The organism is Streptomyces sp. NPDC002144, from assembly GCF_053593695.1.
Genome location: NZ_JBSFDB010000001.1, coordinates 549,989 through 570,667, shown reverse-complemented (window position 1 = coordinate 570,667; position 20,679 = coordinate 549,989). Strand labels below are relative to the sequence as shown.

The 20,679-nt window shown below is 68.1% G+C and carries 17 protein-coding genes and 2 tRNA genes; 5 read left to right on the top strand and 14 right to left on the bottom strand.

The genetic code is table 11. The annotated features are described in order from the left end of the window. Window positions 1–879, top strand: an 879-nt coding sequence (locus tag ACWCQ1_RS02420; RefSeq protein ID WP_451025666.1) for a helix-turn-helix transcriptional regulator, incomplete at its 5' end; no start/stop codon positions are given. A 579-nt stretch (window positions 880–1,458) separates the two neighbouring features. Here ACWCQ1_RS02420 and clpX read toward each other — a convergent pair. From clpX to ACWCQ1_RS02395, 5 genes are all read right to left on the bottom strand, one after another. Then, a complete protein-coding gene (gene clpX / locus ACWCQ1_RS02415; protein WP_451025665.1) occupies window positions 1,459–2,772 on the bottom strand; it encodes an ATP-dependent Clp protease ATP-binding subunit ClpX in 1,314 nt (437 codons plus the stop codon). 188 nt (window positions 2,773–2,960) lie between these two features. Continuing rightward, window positions 2,961–3,641: an ATP-dependent Clp protease proteolytic subunit gene (locus ACWCQ1_RS02410; RefSeq protein WP_133040990.1), complete on the bottom strand. Its 681-nt coding sequence runs from the start codon at window positions 3,639–3,641 to the stop codon at window positions 2,961–2,963. Between the two features lie 50 nt (window positions 3,642–3,691). Continuing rightward, the gene (locus ACWCQ1_RS02405; protein ID WP_133041487.1) at window positions 3,692–4,303 is read right to left on the bottom strand and encodes an ATP-dependent Clp protease proteolytic subunit; all 612 of its coding nucleotides are present in this window, start codon (window positions 4,301–4,303) and stop codon (window positions 3,692–3,694) included. A gap of 252 nt (window positions 4,304–4,555) precedes the next feature. Further along, on the bottom strand, window positions 4,556–5,968 hold the full coding sequence (gene tig, locus ACWCQ1_RS02400; RefSeq protein WP_358610272.1) for a trigger factor: 1,413 nt from the start codon (window positions 5,966–5,968) through the stop codon (window positions 4,556–4,558). A 208-nt stretch (window positions 5,969–6,176) separates the two neighbouring features. After that, window positions 6,177–6,253: transfer RNA gene (locus tag ACWCQ1_RS02395), tRNA-Pro, on the bottom strand. Between the two features lie 189 nt (window positions 6,254–6,442). On the opposite strand from ACWCQ1_RS02395, the gene ACWCQ1_RS02390 reads away from it, so the two are divergent. After that, window positions 6,443–6,513: transfer RNA gene (locus tag ACWCQ1_RS02390), tRNA-Gly, on the top strand. 75 nt (window positions 6,514–6,588) lie between these two features. Here ACWCQ1_RS02390 and ACWCQ1_RS02385 read toward each other — a convergent pair. Together ACWCQ1_RS02385 and ACWCQ1_RS02380 are read right to left on the bottom strand one after the other, a co-directional pair. Beyond that, complete coding sequence (locus ACWCQ1_RS02385; RefSeq protein WP_165954705.1) at window positions 6,589–7,083, bottom strand: RICIN domain-containing protein; 495 nt, start codon at window positions 7,081–7,083, stop codon at window positions 6,589–6,591. A gap of 310 nt (window positions 7,084–7,393) precedes the next feature. Further along, complete coding sequence (locus ACWCQ1_RS02380) at window positions 7,394–7,588, bottom strand: hypothetical protein (RefSeq protein WP_026178055.1); 195 nt, start codon at window positions 7,586–7,588, stop codon at window positions 7,394–7,396. A 489-nt stretch (window positions 7,589–8,077) separates the two neighbouring features. Here ACWCQ1_RS02380 and ACWCQ1_RS02375 point away from each other — a divergent pair, with 489 nt between their 5' ends. Next, window positions 8,078–9,199, top strand: coding sequence for an acyltransferase family protein (locus tag ACWCQ1_RS02375; protein WP_451025664.1), 1,122 nt, complete (start codon window positions 8,078–8,080; stop codon window positions 9,197–9,199). Here ACWCQ1_RS02375 and ACWCQ1_RS02370 read toward each other — a convergent pair. From ACWCQ1_RS02370 to ACWCQ1_RS02355, 4 genes are all read right to left on the bottom strand, one after another. Continuing rightward, a complete protein-coding gene (locus ACWCQ1_RS02370) occupies window positions 9,196–9,666 on the bottom strand; it encodes an HD domain-containing protein (RefSeq protein WP_133040986.1) in 471 nt (156 codons plus the stop codon). The genes ACWCQ1_RS02375 and ACWCQ1_RS02370 overlap by 4 nt on opposite strands. Next, complete coding sequence (locus tag ACWCQ1_RS02365; protein ID WP_451025663.1) at window positions 9,663–12,092, bottom strand: FtsX-like permease family protein; 2,430 nt, start codon at window positions 12,090–12,092, stop codon at window positions 9,663–9,665. Before ACWCQ1_RS02365 ends, ACWCQ1_RS02370 begins: the two co-directional genes overlap by 4 nt. Continuing rightward, window positions 12,092–12,850, bottom strand: a complete 759-nt coding sequence (locus ACWCQ1_RS02360; RefSeq protein WP_133040984.1) for an ABC transporter ATP-binding protein — start codon at window positions 12,848–12,850, stop codon at window positions 12,092–12,094. The genes ACWCQ1_RS02365 and ACWCQ1_RS02360 overlap by 1 nt, the downstream gene beginning before the upstream one ends. Window positions 12,851–12,983: 133 nt before the next feature. Further along, on the bottom strand, window positions 12,984–14,162 hold the full coding sequence (locus ACWCQ1_RS02355; protein WP_133040983.1) for a SpoIIE family protein phosphatase: 1,179 nt from the start codon (window positions 14,160–14,162) through the stop codon (window positions 12,984–12,986). Between the two features lie 162 nt (window positions 14,163–14,324). Between ACWCQ1_RS02355 and ACWCQ1_RS02350 the strand changes: the two genes are divergently transcribed. Further along, complete coding sequence (locus tag ACWCQ1_RS02350) at window positions 14,325–15,554, top strand: GNAT family N-acetyltransferase (protein ID WP_451025662.1); 1,230 nt, start codon at window positions 14,325–14,327, stop codon at window positions 15,552–15,554. A 1-nt stretch (window position 15,555) separates the two neighbouring features. Here the strand turns inward: ACWCQ1_RS02350 and ACWCQ1_RS02345 are convergent, their stop codons facing one another. After that, window positions 15,556–16,365 carry a DNA-formamidopyrimidine glycosylase family protein gene (locus tag ACWCQ1_RS02345; RefSeq protein WP_133040981.1) on the bottom strand — a complete coding sequence of 270 codons (810 nt, stop codon included), beginning with the start codon at window positions 16,363–16,365 and terminating at the stop codon, window positions 15,556–15,558. Between the two features lie 27 nt (window positions 16,366–16,392). Beyond that, window positions 16,393–16,881, bottom strand: a complete 489-nt coding sequence (locus tag ACWCQ1_RS02340) for a ribose-5-phosphate isomerase (protein ID WP_133040980.1) — start codon at window positions 16,879–16,881, stop codon at window positions 16,393–16,395. A 216-nt stretch (window positions 16,882–17,097) separates the two neighbouring features. Here ACWCQ1_RS02340 and ACWCQ1_RS02335 point away from each other — a divergent pair, with 216 nt between their 5' ends. After that, entirely contained in the window at window positions 17,098–18,513 is a 1,416-nt protein-coding gene (locus ACWCQ1_RS02335; RefSeq protein WP_358603994.1) for an amino acid permease, read from the top strand. A gap of 27 nt (window positions 18,514–18,540) precedes the next feature. On the opposite strand, the gene ACWCQ1_RS02330 is transcribed toward ACWCQ1_RS02335, so the two are convergent. Next, window positions 18,541–20,670, bottom strand: a complete 2,130-nt coding sequence (locus ACWCQ1_RS02330) for a protein kinase domain-containing protein (protein WP_451025661.1) — start codon at window positions 20,668–20,670, stop codon at window positions 18,541–18,543. Window positions 20,671–20,679 lie beyond the last annotated feature (9 nt).

Sequence of the window (20,679 nt, the reverse complement as noted above, 5' to 3'; positions counted from 1 at the left end):
TGTCGCGACGGCGGGACGACCGGGACAATGCCACTGAATGGCTTTGTCGCCTTTTACGGGCGTATGGAGTTACGTGTTGTTTTAACAGATTCATTCGATGACTTTACATTAATCGGCAAGCATTATAAAGATACATTAGTGAAATTAATAAATACTAGATTTTATTTTCCAGAGATTCCTGTTTTAACAACACAAGTTTTTTCTGAGAAAACCCCTGAATTAGAAGCATTTCACCTAGATTGGTTTATAAGTGAGTTTAAAAGTAAACGCTTTGATACGGCTTTATCATATGTAGAGGAGTATGCTGCAAATATTTCTAGTAATTTCATGCTTGATGTCTATGAATACAAGTCTTTTTTCAGCAATATTATCTTTAATATTACGATTTTACTCGGAAATATGGAATATAATGTAAAAAAACTGGAGCAGGAAAAATATACGTATTTGCGCGGAATCGAGGAAGCAGCAACTGCTGATCAAGTAGGGCTACAACTGCAGCGATTTTTGATAGAAGCGAAAAGAACGATTGATGTGTTGCTTGAACAGCCAGACAGTATAAATATAAAAAGAATTATTTCCTATCTAAATGAACATTTTCAAGAACAGCTGACACTAACAAATGTAGCAAATCACTTTCACTTTAATCCATCCTACTTGTCCAGTTATTTTTCCACACATATGAAGGAAGGCTTTAGTGAATATCTTAACAGAGTGAGGATTGAAGAGGCGTCTAAGCTTCTTACGGCTGGAACGGAGCCAATTTCAGAGATTAGTGGCATTGTCGGTTATTCCGATCACAGTTATTTCTGTAAAGTATTCAAAAAAATGAAAGGGCTATCACCAAGTCAATTTAGACGTAAACAATGGGTGGAGAAATGATGACTAAACGATGAATCTTATTCCGGAACGATTTAAACACAGCAATCTATTCATCACAATGTCACTAATTACGGTCATTATAATTATCATCGTTTCCATAACCATAACATGGACAACAATACGCATGAGTGAACAATTCTTTTTTGAAAAGTTCAGCATTACAAATGCCAAGGTTATGGACCAAGTGAAGGATAGCTATGAGAAATATCATTACTCTGTCGTAATTGCTTCTAATAATTTGCAGCAAAGCATTGCTATAAGAGACATGCTGACAGAAAAAAAAGAGTCTAATATCGAGCGGTTTCAGTCCATATACGGACTGAGTGAGCTTATTCGGCGTATTGAACCTAATTTAGCTGCATATGAGGTTGGGATAATTGTAGCAGGGGAAAACGGTTTAAGCTACGCAACAAATGACAGGTCCTTTTGGCCAATTACAGATGAAGAGCTGGATAAAAGCAGTTTAGCAAAACAAACAGCCCAAACTCCATTTAAGCTGCAATATCATTATGATTGGCGTCCTAGCAATGATTCAGGCAGTTATCTTGTTGCTTCTAAGGCATTAGTGAATCGTGCTGGTCAGCAGTACGGGGCAGCATATATATCTATACGAGAAAGTGATTTTCGCACCCGGCCGTTGCGCGCGTCGCGCGGGATCAGGGTCGGGTTGACGTTGGAGTGGACGACGTCCGCCGTGATGACGACGCGGGCCACGTCCTTGCGGGACGGGACCTCGTACATCACGGACATCAGGACTTCCTCCATGATGGCGCGCAGACCGCGGGCGCCGGTCTGGCGGAGGATGGCCTGGTCGGCGATGGCCTCCAGCGCCTCGCGCTCGAAGTCCAGCTCCACGCCGTCGAGTTCGAACAGGCGCTGGTACTGCTTGACCAGCGCGTTGCGCGGCTCGACCAGGATCTGGAGCAGGGCCTCGCGGTCCAGGTTGTGGACCGAGGTGATGACGGGCAGGCGGCCGATGAACTCGGGGATCATGCCGAACTTGACCAGGTCCTCGGGCATGACGTCCTCGAACTGGTCCTTGGCCTCCAGCTCGCGCTTGGAGCGGATCGTCGCGCCGAAGCCGATGCCCTTGGCGCCCGCCCGGGACTCGATGATCTTCTCCAGGCCGGCGAAGGCACCGCCCACGATGAACAGGACGTTCGTCGTGTCGATCTGGATGAACTCCTGGTGGGGGTGCTTGCGGCCGCCCTGGGGCGGGACCGAGGCGGTGGTGCCCTCGAGGATCTTCAGGAGGGCCTGCTGGACGCCCTCGCCGGACACGTCGCGCGTGATGGAGGGGTTTTCACTCTTCCTCGCGACCTTGTCGATCTCGTCGATGTAGATGATCCCGGTCTCGGCCTTCTTGACGTCGTAGTCGGCCGCCTGGATCAGCTTCAGCAGGATGTTCTCGACGTCCTCGCCGACGTAACCGGCCTCCGTCAGCGCCGTCGCGTCCGCGATCGCGAACGGGACGTTCAGCATGCGGGCCAGGGTCTGCGCGAGGAGCGTCTTGCCGGAGCCCGTGGGGCCCAGCAGGAGGATGTTGGACTTCGCCAACTCGATCGCGTCGTCACGGCCGCTGCCGCCGCCGTTCTCGCCGGCCTGGACGCGCTTGTAGTGGTTGTAGACCGCGACGGACAGGGCCTTCTTGGCCGCCTCCTGGCCCACCACGTAGCCCTCGAGGAACTCGTAGATCTCGCGGGGCTTGGGAAGCTCCTCCCAGCGCACCTCGCTGGTCTCCGCGAGTTCTTCCTCGATGATCTCGTTGCAGAGATCGATGCACTCGTCGCAGATGTACACACCAGGCCCTGCGATGAGCTTCTTGACCTGCTTCTGGCTCTTGCCGCAGAACGAGCACTTCAGCAGATCGCCGCCGTCACCGATGCGTGCCACGGTGTGCTTCCCCTTCGCCTGGGAGACGCCTAGATCCAGCGGCTCCTGGTGCTGCCTAATCCGACGGTACCTTGCCGGGCCCCCCGTTCGGGCCCCCCTTGGCGCGGTTCACTGTGACGTGCAGCGTGTCAAAGCACACCAACCGTGCCAAGGGGCGGCAGACGATACAGCTTCCGCCCGCTTCTTTGTCAGCGGACGGCCGCGTTGTTCATCTTCCGGGTGGAGATGATCTGGTCGATCAGGCCGTACGACAGCGCGTCCTCGGCCGTGAGGATCTTGTCGCGCTCGATGTCCTCGCGGATCTTCTCGATCGGCGTGGTCGAGTGCTTGGCCAGCATCTCCTCCAGCTGCGAACGCATCCGGAGGATTTCGTTGGCGGCGATCTCCAGGTCGGAGACCTGACCGCGGCCCGTCTCGCTGTAAGGCTGGTGGATCAGCACGCGGGCGTTGGGCAGCGCCATGCGCTTGCCCGGCGAACCGGCGGCCAGCAGGACGGCGGCGGCGGAGGCCGCCTGGCCCATGCAGACCGTCTGGATGTCGGGCTTCACGAACTGCATCGTGTCGTAGATCGCGGTGAGCGCCGTGAAGGAGCCGCCGGGGCTGTTGATGTAGACCGAGATGTCCCGGTCGGGGTCCATCGACTCCAGGCACAGCAGCTGCGCCATGACGTCGTTGGCGGAGGCGTCGTCGATCTGCACGCCGAGGAAGATCACGCGCTCCTCGAAGAGCTTCGCGTACGGGTCGTACTCGCGGATGCCCTGCGAGGTGCGCTCGACGAAGCGGGGGATCACGTAGCGGGACTCGGCGGCGGGACCCGTGTACTCGGCGCGTGTGCGGTCGTACAGGCCGCTGCCGGGGAAGTCGTTCACTGTCTGTCTCCTAGGGGCTGTGGCGGTCGGCTGGGGGCTGTCCTGGGGCCTCAGGCCCCGGTGGTGCCGCCGCCGCCCGGGATACCGGCAGCCGTGGTGATGACGTCGTCGATGAGGCCGTACGCCTTGGCCTCCTCGGGGTCGAACCAGCGGTCGCGGTCCGAGTCGCGGGTGACCTGCTCGACGGTCTGGCCGGTGTGCTGGGCCGTGAGCTCGGCCATGCGCTTCTTGGTGTGCAGCAGCCGCTCGGCGTGGATCTTGATGTCCGAGGCAGAACCGGCCAGACCGGCGGAGGGCTGGTGGATCAGGATCTCGGCGTTCGGGAGGGCGAACCGCTTGCCCGGGGTGCCCGCGCTGAGCAGGAACTGGCCCATGGAGGCGGCGAGGCCCATGGCGATCGTCATCACGTCGTTCTTGATGAACTGCATGGTGTCGTAGATCGCCATGCCGGCCGTGATCGAGCCGCCGGGGCTGTTGATGTAGAGGTTGATGTCCTTGTCGGGGTCGGCCGCGGCAAGGAGCAGCAACTGTGCGGTGATCTTGTTCGCGATGTCGTCGTCGACCGGCTGGCCGAGGAAGATGATCCGCTCGTTGAGCAGCCGGTTGTAGACCTGGTCGCCGAGGCCACCACCGATGGAAGGCTCGCCGGCGGCGGAGGGCATCAGATTCGTCACGTATCCACCTGCTCGTCTTACGACGGCGCCGGGCCGTCTTCACGTGTACTGCCGGGGGCAACGGGGACTCCCCTGCCCTCGTACTCATGGACCCTAACGCGCTGGTCCCTCCGGGGAATCCCGGTAACGGGGGTGTTCGCCGGGGGCGTAGCGGCGGGCGCCCCCGCGCCGTATGCGGGGAAGGGCCCGGGGAACACGTCCCCGGGCCCTTCCCCACGACATCTCCAGGCGCCTCGGGCGTCAGCCCTCGGTCTTCTCCCCGGCGGCGGCGTCCTCGGCCGGAGCGTCCTCGGTGGCCGCCTCCGCGGTGGCCTCCCCGGTCGCCTCGGCGGCCTCGTCCTCCTCGTCGTCCAGGTCGACGATCTCGCCGTTGGTGTCCTTGACCGTGGCAGCCTCGACGACGACCGCGAGGGCCTTGCCGCGGGCGACCTCGCCGACCAGCAGCGGCACCTGGCCGCCCTCGACGACGGCCTGGGCGAACTGGTCGGGGGACATGCCGGAGGAGGCCGCGCGGCGCATGAGGTGCTCGGTGAGCTCCTCCTGGTTGACGTTCAGCTTCTCCTGCTTGACCAGCTCGTCGAGGACGAACTGGGTCTTGATGCCCTTGACCGCCGCCTCACGGGTCTCGGTCTCGAACTCCTCGGCGGTCTTGCCCTGGATCTCCAGGTACTGGTCGAGGGTGAGGCCCATCTGGCCGAGCTGGTGGTGCTCCAGGTTGTGCTTGCGGGTGTTGATCTCGTCCTCGAGCAGCTTCTCGGGGACGGGCACCTCGACGAGCTCCAGCAGCTTCTCCAGCACGCGCTCCTGGGCCTGCGTGGCCTGGTCGTACTGCTTCATGTTCTCCAGGCGCTTGCGGCTGTCGGCCTTGAGCTCCTCGAGGGTGTCGAACTCCGAGGCGAGCTGCGCGAAGTCGTCGTCCAGCTCGGGCAGTTCGCGTGCGGCGACCTGGGTGACCTTGACGGTGACCTCGGCCTCCTTGCCGGCCGCGGAGCCGCCCTTGAGCTCGGAGGTGAAGGTGGCCTCGCCACCCGCCTCCAGGCCCTTCACGGCGTCGTCGATGCCGTCCAGCAGCTCGCCGGAGCCGATGGTGTAGGAGACGCCGCTGGCGATGCCGTCCTCGAGGACCTCGCCGTCGACCTTGGCCTCCAGGTCGATGGTGACCACGTCGCCGTCCTCGGCGGCGCGCTCGACCGGGGAGGTGGAGGCGAAGCGCTCGCGGAGCTGCTCGACCGACTTCTCGATGTCCTCGTCGGTGACCTCGACGGCGTCGACCTCGACCTCGATGCCGGAGTAGTCCGGGATCTCCAGGGCCGGGCGGACGTCGACCTCGGCGGTGAAGTTCAGCGTCTCGCCGTCCTTCAGCTCCGTGATGTCGACCTCGGGCTGGCCGAGGACGTCGATCTCGGCCTCGTTGACCGCCTCGGTGTAGAACTTCGGAAGCGCGTCGTTGACCGCCTCCTCCAGGACCGCACCGCGGCCGAACCGCTGGTCGATGACGCGGGCAGGGATCTTGCCCTTGCGGAAGCCCTTCACCGTGACCTGCTGGTTGATCTTCTTGTACGCCGCGTCGAGGCTGTCCTTGAGCTCCTCGAAGGGCACCTCGACAGTGAGCCGAACCCGAGTCGGGTTCAGGGTCTCCACGGCGCTCTTCACGGTTCGGTCTCCTTGATGGCTGACTTCTCGGATTCTGCCGGGGCCAGAACGGCTCCGGCGGATTCGCCGCCCGGAGGACTGCTTCGTAGAGGAGAGACACACGGGCGTGCAGCTTGCATAGTAACGGCAGCGGCGACACGCCCCAAAGGCGATCAAGGGACGCGATCACCCGAGGTGATCGCGCGGGTGGCCGGTGTTGACCGGCCGCTGGTCGGGGTGGCGGGATTTGAACCCACGGCCTTCCGCTCCCAAAGCGGACGCGCTACCAAGCTGCGCCACACCCCGTCTGGTGCGACACGTAGGGTACATGGCCGCAGGCAGTGAGGTTGTTGCATTTCCCCAGCCGGGGCCGCCGCATTTCCCGAGCCGCGGCGCGCGGGCGGGGCGGCCGGGCGATGCGGTGTGCGGCCGGGCGCGCCGACCCGCTACGATGCCTTCAGTGCCGCGGTCTTTCCGAACTGCGGCGCGCTGTGTGCGGGCGTAGCTCAATGGTAGAGCCCCAGTCTTCCAAACTGGCTACGCGGGTTCGATTCCCGTCGCCCGCTCTGACAGGGCTCAGGCCCAGGTCGATGGGTAAATTTACCCGCCGCCTGGGCCTGAGTCGTTTTTTCGGGGGACCGTCAGCCGATCCAGTCCCATTCCTGTTCGGTGCTGCCGAGGCAGTTGTAGATGATCACCTTGGTGTTGTTGGCGGTGCCTCCGCCGCCGGCCGTGGACATGCACTTGCCGGCCTTGATGTTGTAGAGCTGGCCGGTGCTGGAGTAGTCCCACTCCTGCTCGGAGCGGCCGTTGCAGCTCCAGAGGATCACCTCGGTGCCGTTGGCCGTGGCGCCTCCGCCCGCCAGGGACAGGCACTTGCCGCTCTTGAGGTTGCGCAGCTCGCCGGAGGGCGTGGCCTCGAACCAGTACTGCTCGTGGCCGGTGCCGCAGGTGTAGATGACGGCGTTGGTGCCGTCGGCCGTGGAGCCGCCGCCGGCCAGCGACAGACAGCGGCCGCTCTTGTAGTTCTGCACCCGTGAGTAGACGTCGACCGCGCCGGCCGAGGGCGCGGCCGCCGCCAGGGCCGTGACCGTCAGCGCGCCCGCCGCCAGCGCCGCCCAGGATCGCTTCAACACGTGAGGGAATCCTTCCGTCGTGCGGGACGCCCTTCGCCCCGCCTTCTTGGCAGGGTGATCTTGGCTCGACGGACTCAGGCCCGAACACAGGGCTTTCAGCCCCTTCGCAGGTGAATGCGAGGGGTGGTACGGGTTAAGGGGGGATTTTCCGTACGGTCCCGCGCGATGACCGGGTGCCCGCTTCCTCCCGGGTCACGGAGAAGATCGACGGCGAACCGACGGCCGGGGCGCGCGTCGCCGCGGGACGGCGACATGGCGGGAAAGCGTCGCGCCGGCGCCCCGACGACCCGCAGCTGATCGCGGTGGACCGTCAGAAGCTGATCGAGTTGATCGTCTCCGCTATCGAGTTGAGGAAGCGGTTGATCGAGGGGGCCATGCCGGTCGACGCGAGGAAGAAGCCGAACAGGATCGCGACGATGGCGGGTCCGGCCTTGATGGAGCCGCCCCGGATCAACACCACCAGGATGATCGCCAACAGCAGCACCACAGACAGTGAAATGGCCACAACTGATCACACCCTCGGTCGGTCCGCTCTCCCGGCCCGGGGGTGCCCGGCCCGCACACCCCCGCCAGAACCATCGTGCCACCAACCAGGCCCGCGTATGCGGCAGGTGAGGCATCGTCGGCCACACTGTGCCCGACCTTTGCCCGGGCTGTGCCGAGGCGACCACTCCCCGCACCCCCGACGCACCCCCAACTCCGTTCCCCCGCACAGGAATTCGACGGCACACCCGCACAGGAAATCGCGCGGGATCGTTTCCATGTCCACACAACTCGTTCGCAGGCAATTCGAATTGTCGCCACAGACACATCAAGGGGAAGCGTTTTCTGAGGTTTTGTCCTGAATAATCAGGACTAACCGGCGCATAAGGCCAGCGGGCGGAGATGTCTACTTCCGCAATTCCCGGGTATCCGAGGGGTTCCTGCACAGCCTTATGCAGGAATGACATGGACGGTTTTACGAATTCCCACAGACGCCGCTAGGGTTCCCCAGATGTTCGACGCCGCTTCGTCCCCCGGTCATCTCAGAACGCCGCTCCCCCCGGCCCGCCCGCCGGCGTCCCCACAGCGCGACGCGTTCTTCGACAACGCCAAGTACCTGGCGATCGTGCTGGTGGCCATGGGCCACTCCTGGGAACCGCTCAAGGGCGACAGCCGCGTCCTGGAGGCCGCCTACACCGTCGTGTACGCCTTCCACATGCCGGCGTTCATCATCATCTCCGGCTACTTCTCCCGCAGCTTCGACATGCGCCCCGACCGGCTGCGCCGCCTGATCACCGGTGTAGCGGTGCCGTACATCGTCTTCGAGACGGCGTACTCGCTCTTCAAACGCTACGGCGACCACGACCCGGGCATGTCGGTCAGTCTGCTGGACCCCTGGTACCTGACCTGGTTCCTGGTCGCCCTGTTCGTGTGGCGGCTGACCACCCCGCTGTGGAAGACCGTCCGGTGGCCGCTCCCCCTGGCCATCGCCGTCGCCATGCTCGCGACGCTGTCTCCGGACATCGGTGACGACCTGGACCTGCAGCGCGTCCTGCAGTTCCTGCCGTACTTCGTGCTGGGTCTGTGCATGAAGCCGGAGCACTTCCAGATGGTGCGCACGCGTACCGTGCGGATCCTCTCGGTGCCGGTCTTCGCCGGCGCGCTGATGGTCGGCTGGTGGGCGGTGCCGCGGATGAACGCCGCCTGGTTCTACCACCGCGACTCCGCCGAGGAACTGGGCGCGCCCTGGTGGTCCGGGCCGGTCATGGTACTGGCCCTGATGGGCTGTTCGCTGCTGCTGACCGCCTGCTTCTTCGCCTGGGTGCCGCGCCGCAGGATGTGGTTCACGGCGCTCGGCGCGGGCACGCTGTACGGCTATCTGCTGCACGGCTTCGTGGTGAAGGCCGCCGACTTCTACGGCTGGTACGACCACAGGTGGCTGCACGGGCCGCTCGGTGAGATCTTCGTGACCCTCGTCGCGGGCGCCGTCGTCACCCTGCTGTGCACCGCGCCGGTGCGGCGGGTGTTCCGGTTCGCGATGGAACCCGACATGAAGTGGGCGTTCAGGCCGGACTCGGCCGAACTGGCCCGCGACCGCGAGAAGGCCGGGCAGCGGCAGCCGGCCAACGCCTAGGACAGGGGCTGCTCCAGGCCGAGGAGTGCGCGCATCCGGGCGTACTTCTCGGTCAGCCGGGTGCGGGTGGCCGGGTCGGCGAGGCGGGCGAGGCGGGCCGGGTCGGCGTTGTGCGCCAGGTCCGCCTCCTTCACCAGCAGCGCGCCCGGCGTGGCGAGGATCCGCGCGGCGTACTCCTCGGGCGTCTCCCCCGCCCGCTTGGTGACCGCGAGCACGATGTCCTTCGTACGGCGGCTCAACGCGGCCCGCTCCAGCCACCGTTCGCTCAGCGCGTCGTCCTCCACGGCGTCGTGCAGCCAGGCGGCGGCGATCTGCTCGGCGTCGCCGCCCCGCGCTCGTACCCCCTCGGCGACGGCCCGCAGATGCTCGGCGTAGGGCCGGCCGGCCTTGTCGGTCTGTCCCTCGTGGGCGGACCGGGCGACGGCCTCCACCTCGGCCAGGGTGAGCCCTTCGGATGTCTCGGTCACTCCTCCAGTGTCTCCCGCCGGAGTGCCGCCCGGGCCGGGAGGGTCGCGGCGAGGACGCCGAGGACGACGATCGTCCCGGCGAACGCCCCGTACACCAGCGGCGGGATGTACGGCCCCTGCCCGGTCAGCCCCTTCGTCATCGGCACCAGGGTGGCCAGCGCGATGCCCGTCCCCAGGACGATGCCGGCGAGGGCGACGAGCAGGGCCTCCCAGCGGATCATGCGCAGCACCTGGCGGCGGGTGGAGCCGATCAGCCGGAGTGTGCCGAGTTCGCGGCGCCGGTCGAGGACGGTCATCACCAGCGTGTTGACGGCGGCGACGGCCGCGAAACCGCCGAGGACGCCCGCCATCACGGTGTTCGCCCAGGCGTTCAGCTCCCGGTCGACGGACTGGGCGGCGGTGTAGTCGCCGCGGCCGAGGACGGTGCCGAACGCCTTCAGTCCGGCGCGTGTACCGCCCCTGGTCCACAGCTCCGTGTCGAAGGCGGAGCTCACGTGGGTCGCCAGGTCCGCGCGGGACAGGGTGACCTGGGCGAGTCCCATGCCGCGTCCGTACGTCGCCGTGACGACCGGGCTCGCCTTCGTGCCGTCGGGCAGCCGGAGGTGGAGGCGGTCGCCGACGTGGACATGGGCGCTCTGGGCGAGGGAGGAGTCGACGGCGATCTCCCCGCGGCCCAGGGCGAGTCGGCCGTGCCTGACGTCCAGGTCCTGTACGGCGGTCAGGTCGCGGACCGTGCCCGTGACGCCCTGTGCGGTGGCCGACTCCAGGCCGCCGGAGGCCGGGACGAGGACCGACGACTTCAACAGGCCGACGGCGGCGGTGACTTCGGGGGTGCGCGCGGCCTGTCGTACGGCGTCCGGGGGCAGGCCCGGGTCGGCGGTGACGACGTGGTCGGCGAGGATGCCGGCGTGCTGCTGGTCGGCGGTGACGCGTTCCTCGCTGGTGTGCAGGAAGACCAGGACCGAGGAGAACGCCATCGCCAGCACGATCGGGGTGATCGCGGAGGCCAGACGGCGGGCGTTGCTGCGGGAGTTGGCGGCGGCGAGCACCGCGGGGGCACCCGCGCCGCGCAGCGGCAGGCCGAAGAGACCGGCGCAGGCGCGGGCGACGAGCGGGCCGAGCAGCGCGACGGCCAGCATGAAGAGGAAGACGATGCCGAGGGCCGTGTTGGCCGCGTCCTCGCCGGTGAGGGAGGCGGCCAGGCCCGCGCAGACGAAGCCGCCGGCCGCCGCGGCGATGCCGAGCGGGGTACGGATCCAGCCGACGCGCAGCCGCTCGACGGACGCCTCGCCGAGGGCCTGGCCCGGCTTGATGCGGGAGGTGCGGTGGGCGGCCGTATAGCCGGAGACGAGGGCGGTGAGCAGGACCGCGCCGGCCGCGGAGAGCAGCGGGATCCAGGAGACGGACAGGTGGACCGCCTCCGGGACCGCGCCCTTGTGTTTCAGCTGTCCGAACCACCAGTGGGCCAGGGCGGTTCCGGGCAGGCAGCCGAGCGCTCCGGCGAGCGGGGCGACCAGGAGGGTCTCGGTGGCGATCGTGCGGCGGATCTGGCGCGGGGTGGTGCCGATGGCGCGCAACAGGGCGAACTCGCGGGCGCGTTGGCCCACCGCGAGGGCCACGGTGCCGGCCACGGTGAAGACGGCGACCATGGTGGCCACTCCGCCGAAGGAGCCGCCGATGCCGGTGAGCGTCTCCCTCGCCTCGGCCAGGGCGGGGTCCTCCACCGCGCCCCGGTCCTCGCCGGTGTGCACCTTGGCGTGGCCGCCGAGGGCGTGCGCCACCTGGGACTTGAGGACCGCGGTCGAAACACCGGGCCTGGGCAGCACGGCGATGGCGTCGATGCGGCCGGGGTGGCCGGAGACGCGCACGGCCACCGTATCGGCGAACCAGGCGGTGCCTGCGGGGGTGTCGGTCGTACCGGAGACGCGGTAGGTGCCGGTTCCGGCCGGGGTGCTGAGGGTGACGCGGTCGCCGACCCGGGCCCGGGGCAGGACGACCTCGCCGGGGCCGGGCGCCCGGCCGGCGGTGAGCCGCTCGCCGGTGAAGACGGTGGAACCGAAGGTGTGGGCGGTGAGGGCGGTGCCGTGCGGGCCGCGTACGGGGAAGGTGACGTCGGCCACTGCGGTACGGGCGCCCGGGACCGAGGCCGCCTTGCGGACCAGGCCGGCGTCGAGGCGGGCGCGGTCGGGGACCGGTTCGCTGTCGGCGTCGTCGCCGTGGCCGTAGGGGGCGCGCTGGTCGGCGGCGGCCACCACGGGGGCGGCGGCGTACCGGGCGGGCGGGACGGAGGCCCGGATGCCGGTCTCCAGGAGGATGCCGCAGGCCGACACCACCATCGCGGCCATCACCAGGGCCACGAAGGTGCCGGCGAACGCGGCGGGGCGGAAGCGGAGGGCCGCGCGGGCGAGGCCGTTGGGGGCGAACATCAGGCGGCCGCCTCGGCGTAGGGCCGGGAGGCGGTGAGGGCCGTCATCCGGGCGGCGATCTCGGCGGGGGCCGCGCGGTCGAGGTGGGCGGCCATCTCGCCGTCGGCCAGGAACAGGACGCGGTCCGCCCAGGAGGCCGCCGTCGGGTCGTGGGTGACCATGACGACCGTGGCGCCGTGCACGTCGACGGCCCGGCGCAGGAGGGCGAGGATCTCGGCCGCCGTCGTCGTGTCCAGGGCGCCGGTCGGCTCGTCCGCGAAGACGACGTCGGGGCGGGTGACCAGGGCGCGGGCGATCGCGACCCGCTGCTGCTGGCCTCCGGAGAGCTGGCCGGGGCGGCGGCGGGCCTTGTCGGCGAGGCCGACCTGGGCGAGGACCTCGGCGGTGCGGCGGCGGTCGGGGCGGTGACCGGCCAGACGGGTGGGCAGGGCGACGTTCTGTTCGACCGTGAGGGAGGGCAGGAGGTTGAAGGCCTGGAAGACGAAGCCGAGGCGGGTACGGCGCAGGGCCGTCAGCTTGTTCTCCTTCATGCCGGTGATCTCCGTGCCGCCGAGGCGGACGGTGCCCGAGGTGGGGCGGTCCAGGCCCGCCGCGCACTGCAGGAACGTGGACTTGCCGGAGCCGGAGGGGCCCATCACGGCGGTGAAGGTGCCGGGCGCGAGGGTGAGGTCGATGCCGCGCAGGGCGTGGACGGCGGTGCGGCCGCGGCCGTAGCGGCGGGTGACTCCGTGCAGTTCCACGGCCCAATCGGCAGCCATGTCTGTCCTTCCGGTCCGTTGTCGTTCGGGGATGCCTCGAACGTACGGATGCGGAGGGCGGGCGGGCGATGAGGGCGGCTGGCGGATGCGGGCGGGGGAAAACCCCACCGTGGCCGCGGCGCCGAGCGTCAGGTCAGCGGGCCGCGGCCGCCGTGGGGCCTTCCCGGCAGATCAGCAGCAGCGCCCGGTCGTCGTTCACGTCCTTCGCCACCGCCTCGATCAGGTGCCAGGCGGCGCCGTGGAAGCCGCCCGCGACATAGCGGTCGGCTTCTCCGGTCAGGCGGTCGATGCCCTCGACGATGTCCCGGTCGGAGGTCTCCACCAGGCCGTCCGTGAACAGCATCAACACGTCTCCGGCGCGCAGCGAGCCCTTCACGGGGTCGAACTGGGCGCCGTCGTACACACCGAGCAGCGGGCCCTCGGCGGCCTTCTCCTCCCAGCGGCCGCTGCCCGCGCTCAGCTGGAGGCCCGGGGGATGACCTGCCGAGTAGAGCTCGTAGTCGCCGGAGTCGAGGTCGAGGACCAGGTGGATGGAGGTGGCGAAGCCCTCGTCCCAGTCCTGGCGGAGCAGGTAGCCGTTCGCGGCCGGGAGGAAGGCGTGCGGCGGGAGCGAGCCCAGCAGGCCGCCGAAGGCGCCCGAGAGCAGCAGCGCGCGGGAGCCGGCGTCCATGCCCTTGCCGGAGACGTCCGTGAGGACGACCTCCAGGGTGCGGCCGCCGTTGGTCCGGGCCGCCACCACGAAGTCGCCGGAGAAGGACTGGCCGCCGGCCGGCCTGAGGGCCATCTCGCGGTGCCAGCCGTCCGGCAGCTTCGGCAGCTTGCTCTGCACCCGGATCCGCTCGCGCAGGTCGAACAGCATCGTGCCGCCGCGCCGCCAGGGCACGCCGACCCGGCTGCGGAACTGCGCGACCAGCAGCCCGAAGAAGCCACAGGCGGCGACGACGAGCACCACGCCCGGGGTGACCCGCGAGGGTCCCTCGGTGTACGGGCCCAGCTTCACCGACTCCACGATCAGTGCCGTGGCCGCCGCCGCGTACAGGGCGAGCAGGCTGGCGGGGCGCAGCAGCAGACCGCCGGCGACGATCGGCACGACCAGGGCGGCCGGGGAGCACCAGACGGAGTTGGCGAGGGTGACACCCGCGATCACCGGGACGGTGAGGAACAGTCCGCCCAGGGCGAACCAGTCCGAGCCGTCCCCGCGGAAGTAGTCCACGGCGCTTTTGCGCAGGCCGGTGCGGACCCGGTGCCAGTGCATCCTCAACCGGGCCGTGAACGTCTCGGCCTCCGCGCGCCGCTCTCGTCCTGCTGCCATTAGTTCGGGACCCTATCCATCGGACCTGCTGCTTGGCACGGGAGGTCCCACTTGTCCCCCGTCCGAGGCTCAACTTCACAGTGAACTTCACCGAAAGCCGTCGCGCGGGCGTCAAGCCGAAATTCCCTCGCTCGTCCCGCAATGCCCTGGTAGGCATGGTTCATGCGGACTGACGTGCGAGTGCTGGCAGCTGAGAACTGGGATGAGTGGTACGACAACTTGATCCGCGCCTTCGGCGGGGTTCCGGAGTCCGCCGAGGAGCGGGCGCTGTGGCGGGAGCTCACCGAGCCGGACCGGGCGATCGGGACCTGGGACGGTGACACGTGTGTGGGGACGGCGGGGGCGTTCCGCTTCCGGCTGACCGTGCCGGGCGGCAGCGCCGTGCCCGCGGCCGGTGTGACCATGGTGAGCGTGGCCGCCACGCACCGGCGGCGCGGGGTGCTGACGTCCATGATGCGGCGGCAGTTGGCGGACGTACGGTCCTGGGGCGAGCCGCTGGCCGTGCTGACGGCCTCCGAACCGGCGATCTACGGGCGGTTCGGGTACGGCGCCGCGACGTTCCACGCCAACGCCGAGATCGACACCACCCGGGTACGGCTGTCCGTGCCGGACGGCACCGATGACGTACGGCTGCGGTACGCCCAGCCGGCCGACGCGCTCGACGCCTGCGAGGCCGTGTACGCCCGGCTGGTTGCCCGGCGGCCGGGGATGGTGGCGCGGGTCCCGGGCTGGGAGCGGCTGTGGGTGCTCGATCCGGAGAGCGAGCGGGACGGCGCCTCGCCGCTGCAGTGCGTGCTCGCGGAGCGGGACGGGGAGGTCGTCGGGTACGCGCGGTTCCGGGTCAAGCCGGACTGGGAGCCCGCGGGCCCCAACGGGACGGTCGTCGTGCAGGACCTGGACGCGCTGGACCCGGCGGCGAACGCGGCGCTGTGGCGGTTCCTGTTCGGCATCGACCTGACCTCGAGGATCGACGCGCGGCGCCGGCCGGTGGACGAGCCGTGGCAGTACCTGGTCTCCGACATCCGCCGCTGCTCCCTGCTCGTGCGGGACTCGCTGCACGTACGGCTGGTGGACGTCGGGGCCGCGCTGGAGGCTCGGACCTACCAGACGCCGGTGGACGTGGTGTTGGCGGTCGAGGACGCCTTCTGCCCTTGGAACAGCGGCCGTTGGCGACTGACCGGCGATCCGAAGGGCGCGTCCTGCGCCCGCACCGAGGATGCTGCCGATCTCGCCCTGTCGGTACGGGAGTTGGGCTCGGCCTACCTCGGCGGCGTGAGCCTGGACGCCCTCGCCGCAGCCGGCCGGGTACGCGAACTCCGCCAGGGCTCCCTCGCGGAGGCGTCCCTCGCCTTCACGTCCACGGTCGCCCCGTGGCTGCCGCACGGGTTCTAGGTCACGGCGTCTGGCAGGTCGGGCACCAGAAGAGGTTGCGGGCGGCGAGGTCGGCGGTGTGGATCTCGCCGCCGCAGATGTGGCAGGGCAGGGTGGCCCGCCGGTAGACGTACACCTCGCCGCCGTGGTCGTCGACGCGGGGTGGACGGCCCATCGCCTCGGGCGTGTGCTCGGGGCGGACGGTGTCGATCCGGTTGTTGCGCACGCCCTCGTGCATCAGCTCGACCAGGTCGGTCCAGATCAGCCGCCACTCGGCGGGCGTGATGTCCCGGCCCGCGCGGTAGGGGTCGATCCGGTGCCGGAAGAGGACCTCGGCGCGGTAGACGTTGCCGACGCCGGCGATCACCTTCTGGTCCATGAGCAGCGCGGCGATCGTCGTACGGCTGCGGGAGATCCGCCGGTACGCCGCCTCGGGGTCGGCGTCGTCCCGGAGCGGGTCGGGGCCGAGGCGCGCGTGTATCGCCTGCTTCTCGGCGTCGGTGATGAGCGCGCAGGTGGTCGGGCCGCGCAGGTCCACGTACGAGGTGGCGTTGGCGAGGCGCAGCCGGACCGTGTCGGTGGGCGGCGGCGCGGGGGCGTCACCGAAGGTGACCTTGCCGAACAGGCCCAGATGGATGTGGACCCATTCGGCGTCACGGAAGCCCAGGAAGAGGTGCTTTCCGTGGGCCTCGGTACGGGTGAGCCCGGCCCCGTCGAGCAGTGCGGCGGCGTCGGAGAACTTGCCCTGGGGGCTGGTCACACGGGGTGCCGTGCCGGAGAAGCGGTCGGCGTAGTCCAACGCCAGCCGGTGGATCGTGTGCCCCTCTGGCACGGTGCGTGTTCCTTTCCGGCCCTCGGTTCAGTCCTGCTGCGGGTGGTGCGCGGGGATCGGGGGCAGATCGCCCGTCGTCTCGTACGCCGAGAGCATGTCGATCCGGCGCTGGTGGCGCTCGTCGCCGGAGAACGGCGTGTTCAGGAAGATCTCGACGAACTTCGTCGCCTCCTCCTGGGTGTGCATGCGCCCGCCCACCGCGACCACGTTGGCGTTGTTGTGCTGGCGGCCCAGGGAGGCGGTCTCCTCGCTCCAGGCGAGCGCCGCGCGCACGCCCTTCACCTTGTTCGCCGCGATCTGCTCGCCGTTGCCGGAGCCGCCGATCACGATGCCGAGGGAGTCGGGGTCCGCGGCCGTCCGCTCCGCGGCGCGGAGGCAGAAGGGCGGGTAGTCGTCCTGGGCGTCGTAGATGTGCGGGCCGCAGTCGACGGGGTCGTGGCCGGCCGACTTGAGCCACTCGACGAGGTGGTTCTTGAGTTCGAAGCCGGCATGGTCGGAGCCGATATACACGCGCATGGCTCCGAGTGTGACACGGCCGTTTCCGGGCAGCAGCTCCGGGTGGCGACCAGGATAAATCCAGACCTCACCATGGAACCTCAAAGAAAGCTCAAGTAACAATCTGGATTCAGAGGTTCACCAAGTCCTTTGCCTCCGATTCACTGGACCGACTTGTACGTCACCCCGGTGGCGCAGTACGGAAGTCCCCACACCCGGCGCAAAGGAATTCCCCCCATGACTGGTCTCCAGGCCGGACTCAAGAACCGACATCTGTCGATGATCGCCATCGGCGGTGTCATCGGAGCGGGCCTCTTCGTCGGCTCCAGCTCCGGTATCGCTACGGCCGGACCCGGCATCCTGCTGTCGTACGCCCTCGTCGGCACGCTCGTCGTGCTCGTGATGCGGATGCTCGGCGAGATGTCCGCCGCCAACCCGACCTCCGGCTCCTTCTCGGCCCACGCCGACCGGGCGCTCGGCCGCTGGGCCGGGTTCTCCATCGGCTGGCTCTACTGGTTCTTCTGGGTGGTGGTGCTCGCGGTGGAGGCCACCGCGGGCGCCAAGATCCTCGAGGGCTGGATCCCGGCCGTGCCGCAATGGGGCTGGGCGCTCATCGTGATGGTGGTGCTGACCGCCACCAACCTCGTCTCGGTCGGTTCCTACGGCGAGTTCGAGTTCTGGTTCGCCGGCATCAAGGTCGTCGCGATCGGCGCTTTCATCGTGGTCGGCGCGCTCGCGGTGGCCGGTGTGCTGCCGGGCGTCGACAGCGACAAGGCGGGCCTGGGCAACCTCACCGAGCACGGCGGTTTCCTGCCCCACGGCCCCGGTGCGATCCTCACCGGCGTGCTGCTGGTCGTCTTCTCCTTCATGGGCAGCGAGATCGCCACGCTGGCCGCGGGCGAGTCGGAGGACCCGCAGCGGGCGGTCACCAAGTCGACGAACAGCATCATCTGGCGTATCGCGGTCTTCTACCTGGGCTCGATCTTCGTCGTCGTCTCGCTGCTCCCCTGGAACGACCCCTCGATCAAGGAGCAGGGCTCGTACGTCGCCGCCCTCGACTCCCTCGGCATCGCGCACGCCGGTCAGATCATGAACTTCATCGTGCTGACCTCGGTGCTGTCCTGTCTCAACTCCGGCCTCTACACGGCCTCCCGGATGGCGTTCTCGCTGGGCGAGCGGGGCGACGCGCCGAAGGCGTTCGCGCGGACGACCTCGCGGGGTGTGCCGATGGCGGCGATCGTCGCGTCGGTCGTCTTCGGCTTCGTGGCCGTGTTCTTCAACTACCGGTTCCCGGACTCGGTGTTCCTCTTCCTGGTCAACTCCAGTGGTGCGGTGGCCCTGTTCGTGTGGCTGGTGATCTGCTTCTCGCAGCTGCGGATGCGGCGGATCATCCAGGCCGAGGCGCCGGAGAAGCTGGTCGTGAGGATGTGGCTGTATCCGTATCTGACCTGGGCGACGGCCGCGTTGATCGTCTTCGTGCTCGGGTACATGCTGACCGACACCGAGCACGACGGCCGGGAGACCGTGCTGCTGTCCCTGCTGGTGGCGGCGGTCGTGCTGGTGGTCGCGCTGGTGCGGGAGAAGGTGCGCGGGGGCCGTACGGCCGCGGGTGCGGCGTCCGTCGAGGCGCGGGACGAGGTCAGGACGGGCTGATCGCCCGGTGGCCGAGGGCTCGTCCGCTCAGAGGATCTTGAAGCTGTCCTTCACCTTGTCGTAGGTCCTCAGGGCCTGGGGCTCGATGGCCGTGTGGTACCAGGTGTTGATCTGGTACGACCGTCCTTCCTGGTTGAAGCCCAGGAGACGGGCGTGCCAGTTCACGCCGTTGAGGGTGAAGGTGTATTCCCAGACCACCGCGGGGTCGCCGCGGAAGGTGGTCTCTTCCAGGCGGATCTTGCGGTAGTTCTGGCCCTGGTGGGCGTTCTGCTCCGACTGCTGCCAGGTCCGCATCAGGTTGTCGCGGGCGAGGGAGGACTTGGCGACGAGTTCCTGGGCGCCGTCGGGTGAGGTGTAGTGGACCTCCGCGCCCGTCATCACGTTGCGGCGCCAGCCCTTGGGGGTCGCCCACGCGTAGCCCCCGGCCTCCTCGTGCGTGCCGGGCGGCAGGCTGGGGGGCCTGGCGGTGCCCTCGACGGTGGGCGAAGGGCTGTCGCTGACGGTCGGCGTCGTCGAGGAACCGGAGCGCCGGTCGTCCTGCGCCCCCGAGTTCGACAGCAGGACGGCCGCCACGACGACCCCGGCGGCGACCACACCGACACCGGCGAGGACGGCGCTGCGACGGCGGTGGCGGCGCGGGGTGACGGGGGACGCGGGAAGGGGCGCCTCGGGCGGGCGGAGGGGGTGCGGGCCGAGGGCGGGACGTGAGGTCTGAGCGTTGGGGGCGGTCGGCTGCGCGGAGAGGCTCGACGGAACCTCGGACCGGGCCTCGGAGCGCAGTTCCGAGGGGACTTCGGTGGAGGCGTTGGTGGCGGCGGGGGTGGACGCGCGGAGTTGACCGGGCTCGGGAGGGGTGGGGTACGGCGCCTCGGACGGTTCGGAGGGGGTCTCCTGGTCCGGGGGTGAGACGCGGGTGCGGCGTGGGTCGGGCGTCGTGTTGCGTCGGAAGTCATGGGTGACCGTGTGTTCCTTCGGGGCCGCGTCCTCAACGGGTTCGCTCTGCCGGGGTTCGCGGGCGGCGTGGACGAGACGGGTGCCCAGGTAGGAAGGCGTGGGCGCCTCGGACGAGTACCAGGGGGAGGACACCGCCGGGTCCGCTCCGTCGACCGGTTCGGATGCGGCGACGTCCGTCGCTCCTGCCCCGGCATCCCGGGATGACCCACCTGCCGTATCAGTGGCGTCCTCCGAACCGCCGGCACCCCCCGCCTCGAGCCCTCCCACGCCAGTGACCGCCCCCTCGGCCCCCGCGTCCACCTCCGCACCCGGAGCCACGGGCATTCCCGAGGCACCCGAAGCCCCCAACAATTCCCCGTCCTCCAGCAGTTGCTCCGCGCCTCCCCCCTCAGCCCCAGCCCCAGCCCCAGCCTCCCCCTCTCCCCCACCCACCGGCAGCGTCGGTGTAGGGGCAGGGAAGGCCACCGGGTGTAGGGCGGACGTCAGTTCGTCCAGGCCGGGGCGGACCTCTGGTTCCTTTTCCAGGATTGCGGCGAGGATGGAGCGCAGGTGGCCCGCCGCGGCGGGGAGTTCGGGCTCCTCGTAGAGGACCGCGTGGAGCGTCGCCAGCGTGGTGTCGCGGGAGAACGGGGAGCGGCCGCCCAGCGCCGCGCAGAGCGTCGCGCCGAGGGACCAGATGTCCGAGGGCGGGCCCTGGGGCCGGCCGGAGATCCGCTCGGGGGCCATGTAGTCGGGGGAGCCGACCAGCATGCCGACCATCGTCAGCGCCTTGGCGTCCTGGAGCGCCGCGATACCGAAGTCCGTGAGGACCACCCGCTCCCCCGCGGCCTCCACCAGGACGTTCCCCGGTTTGATGTCCCGGTGCAGCACCCCCCGTGCGTGCACCTGCCGCAGGGCGGCGACCAGGCCGAGGCCTATCCGGGCCGTCTCACGGGGACTCAGGGATCCCGACTCCACCATGAGCCGCTCCAGGGAGCGGCCCTCCACCAACTCCATGACGATCCACAGGCGTTCGCCCTCGTCCACGACGTCGTACACCCGCACGACGTTGGGGTGGTCGATCCGCGCCGTCGCCCTGGCCTCGCGCAGAGTGCGTTCGCGGCGGGTCCGGGTGTCCTCGGCGTCCAGGCCGTCTATCCGCATTTCCTTGATCGCGACCGGGCGGTCCAGCATTTCATCGGCGGCCCGCCACACCCGCCCCATTCCCCCCTG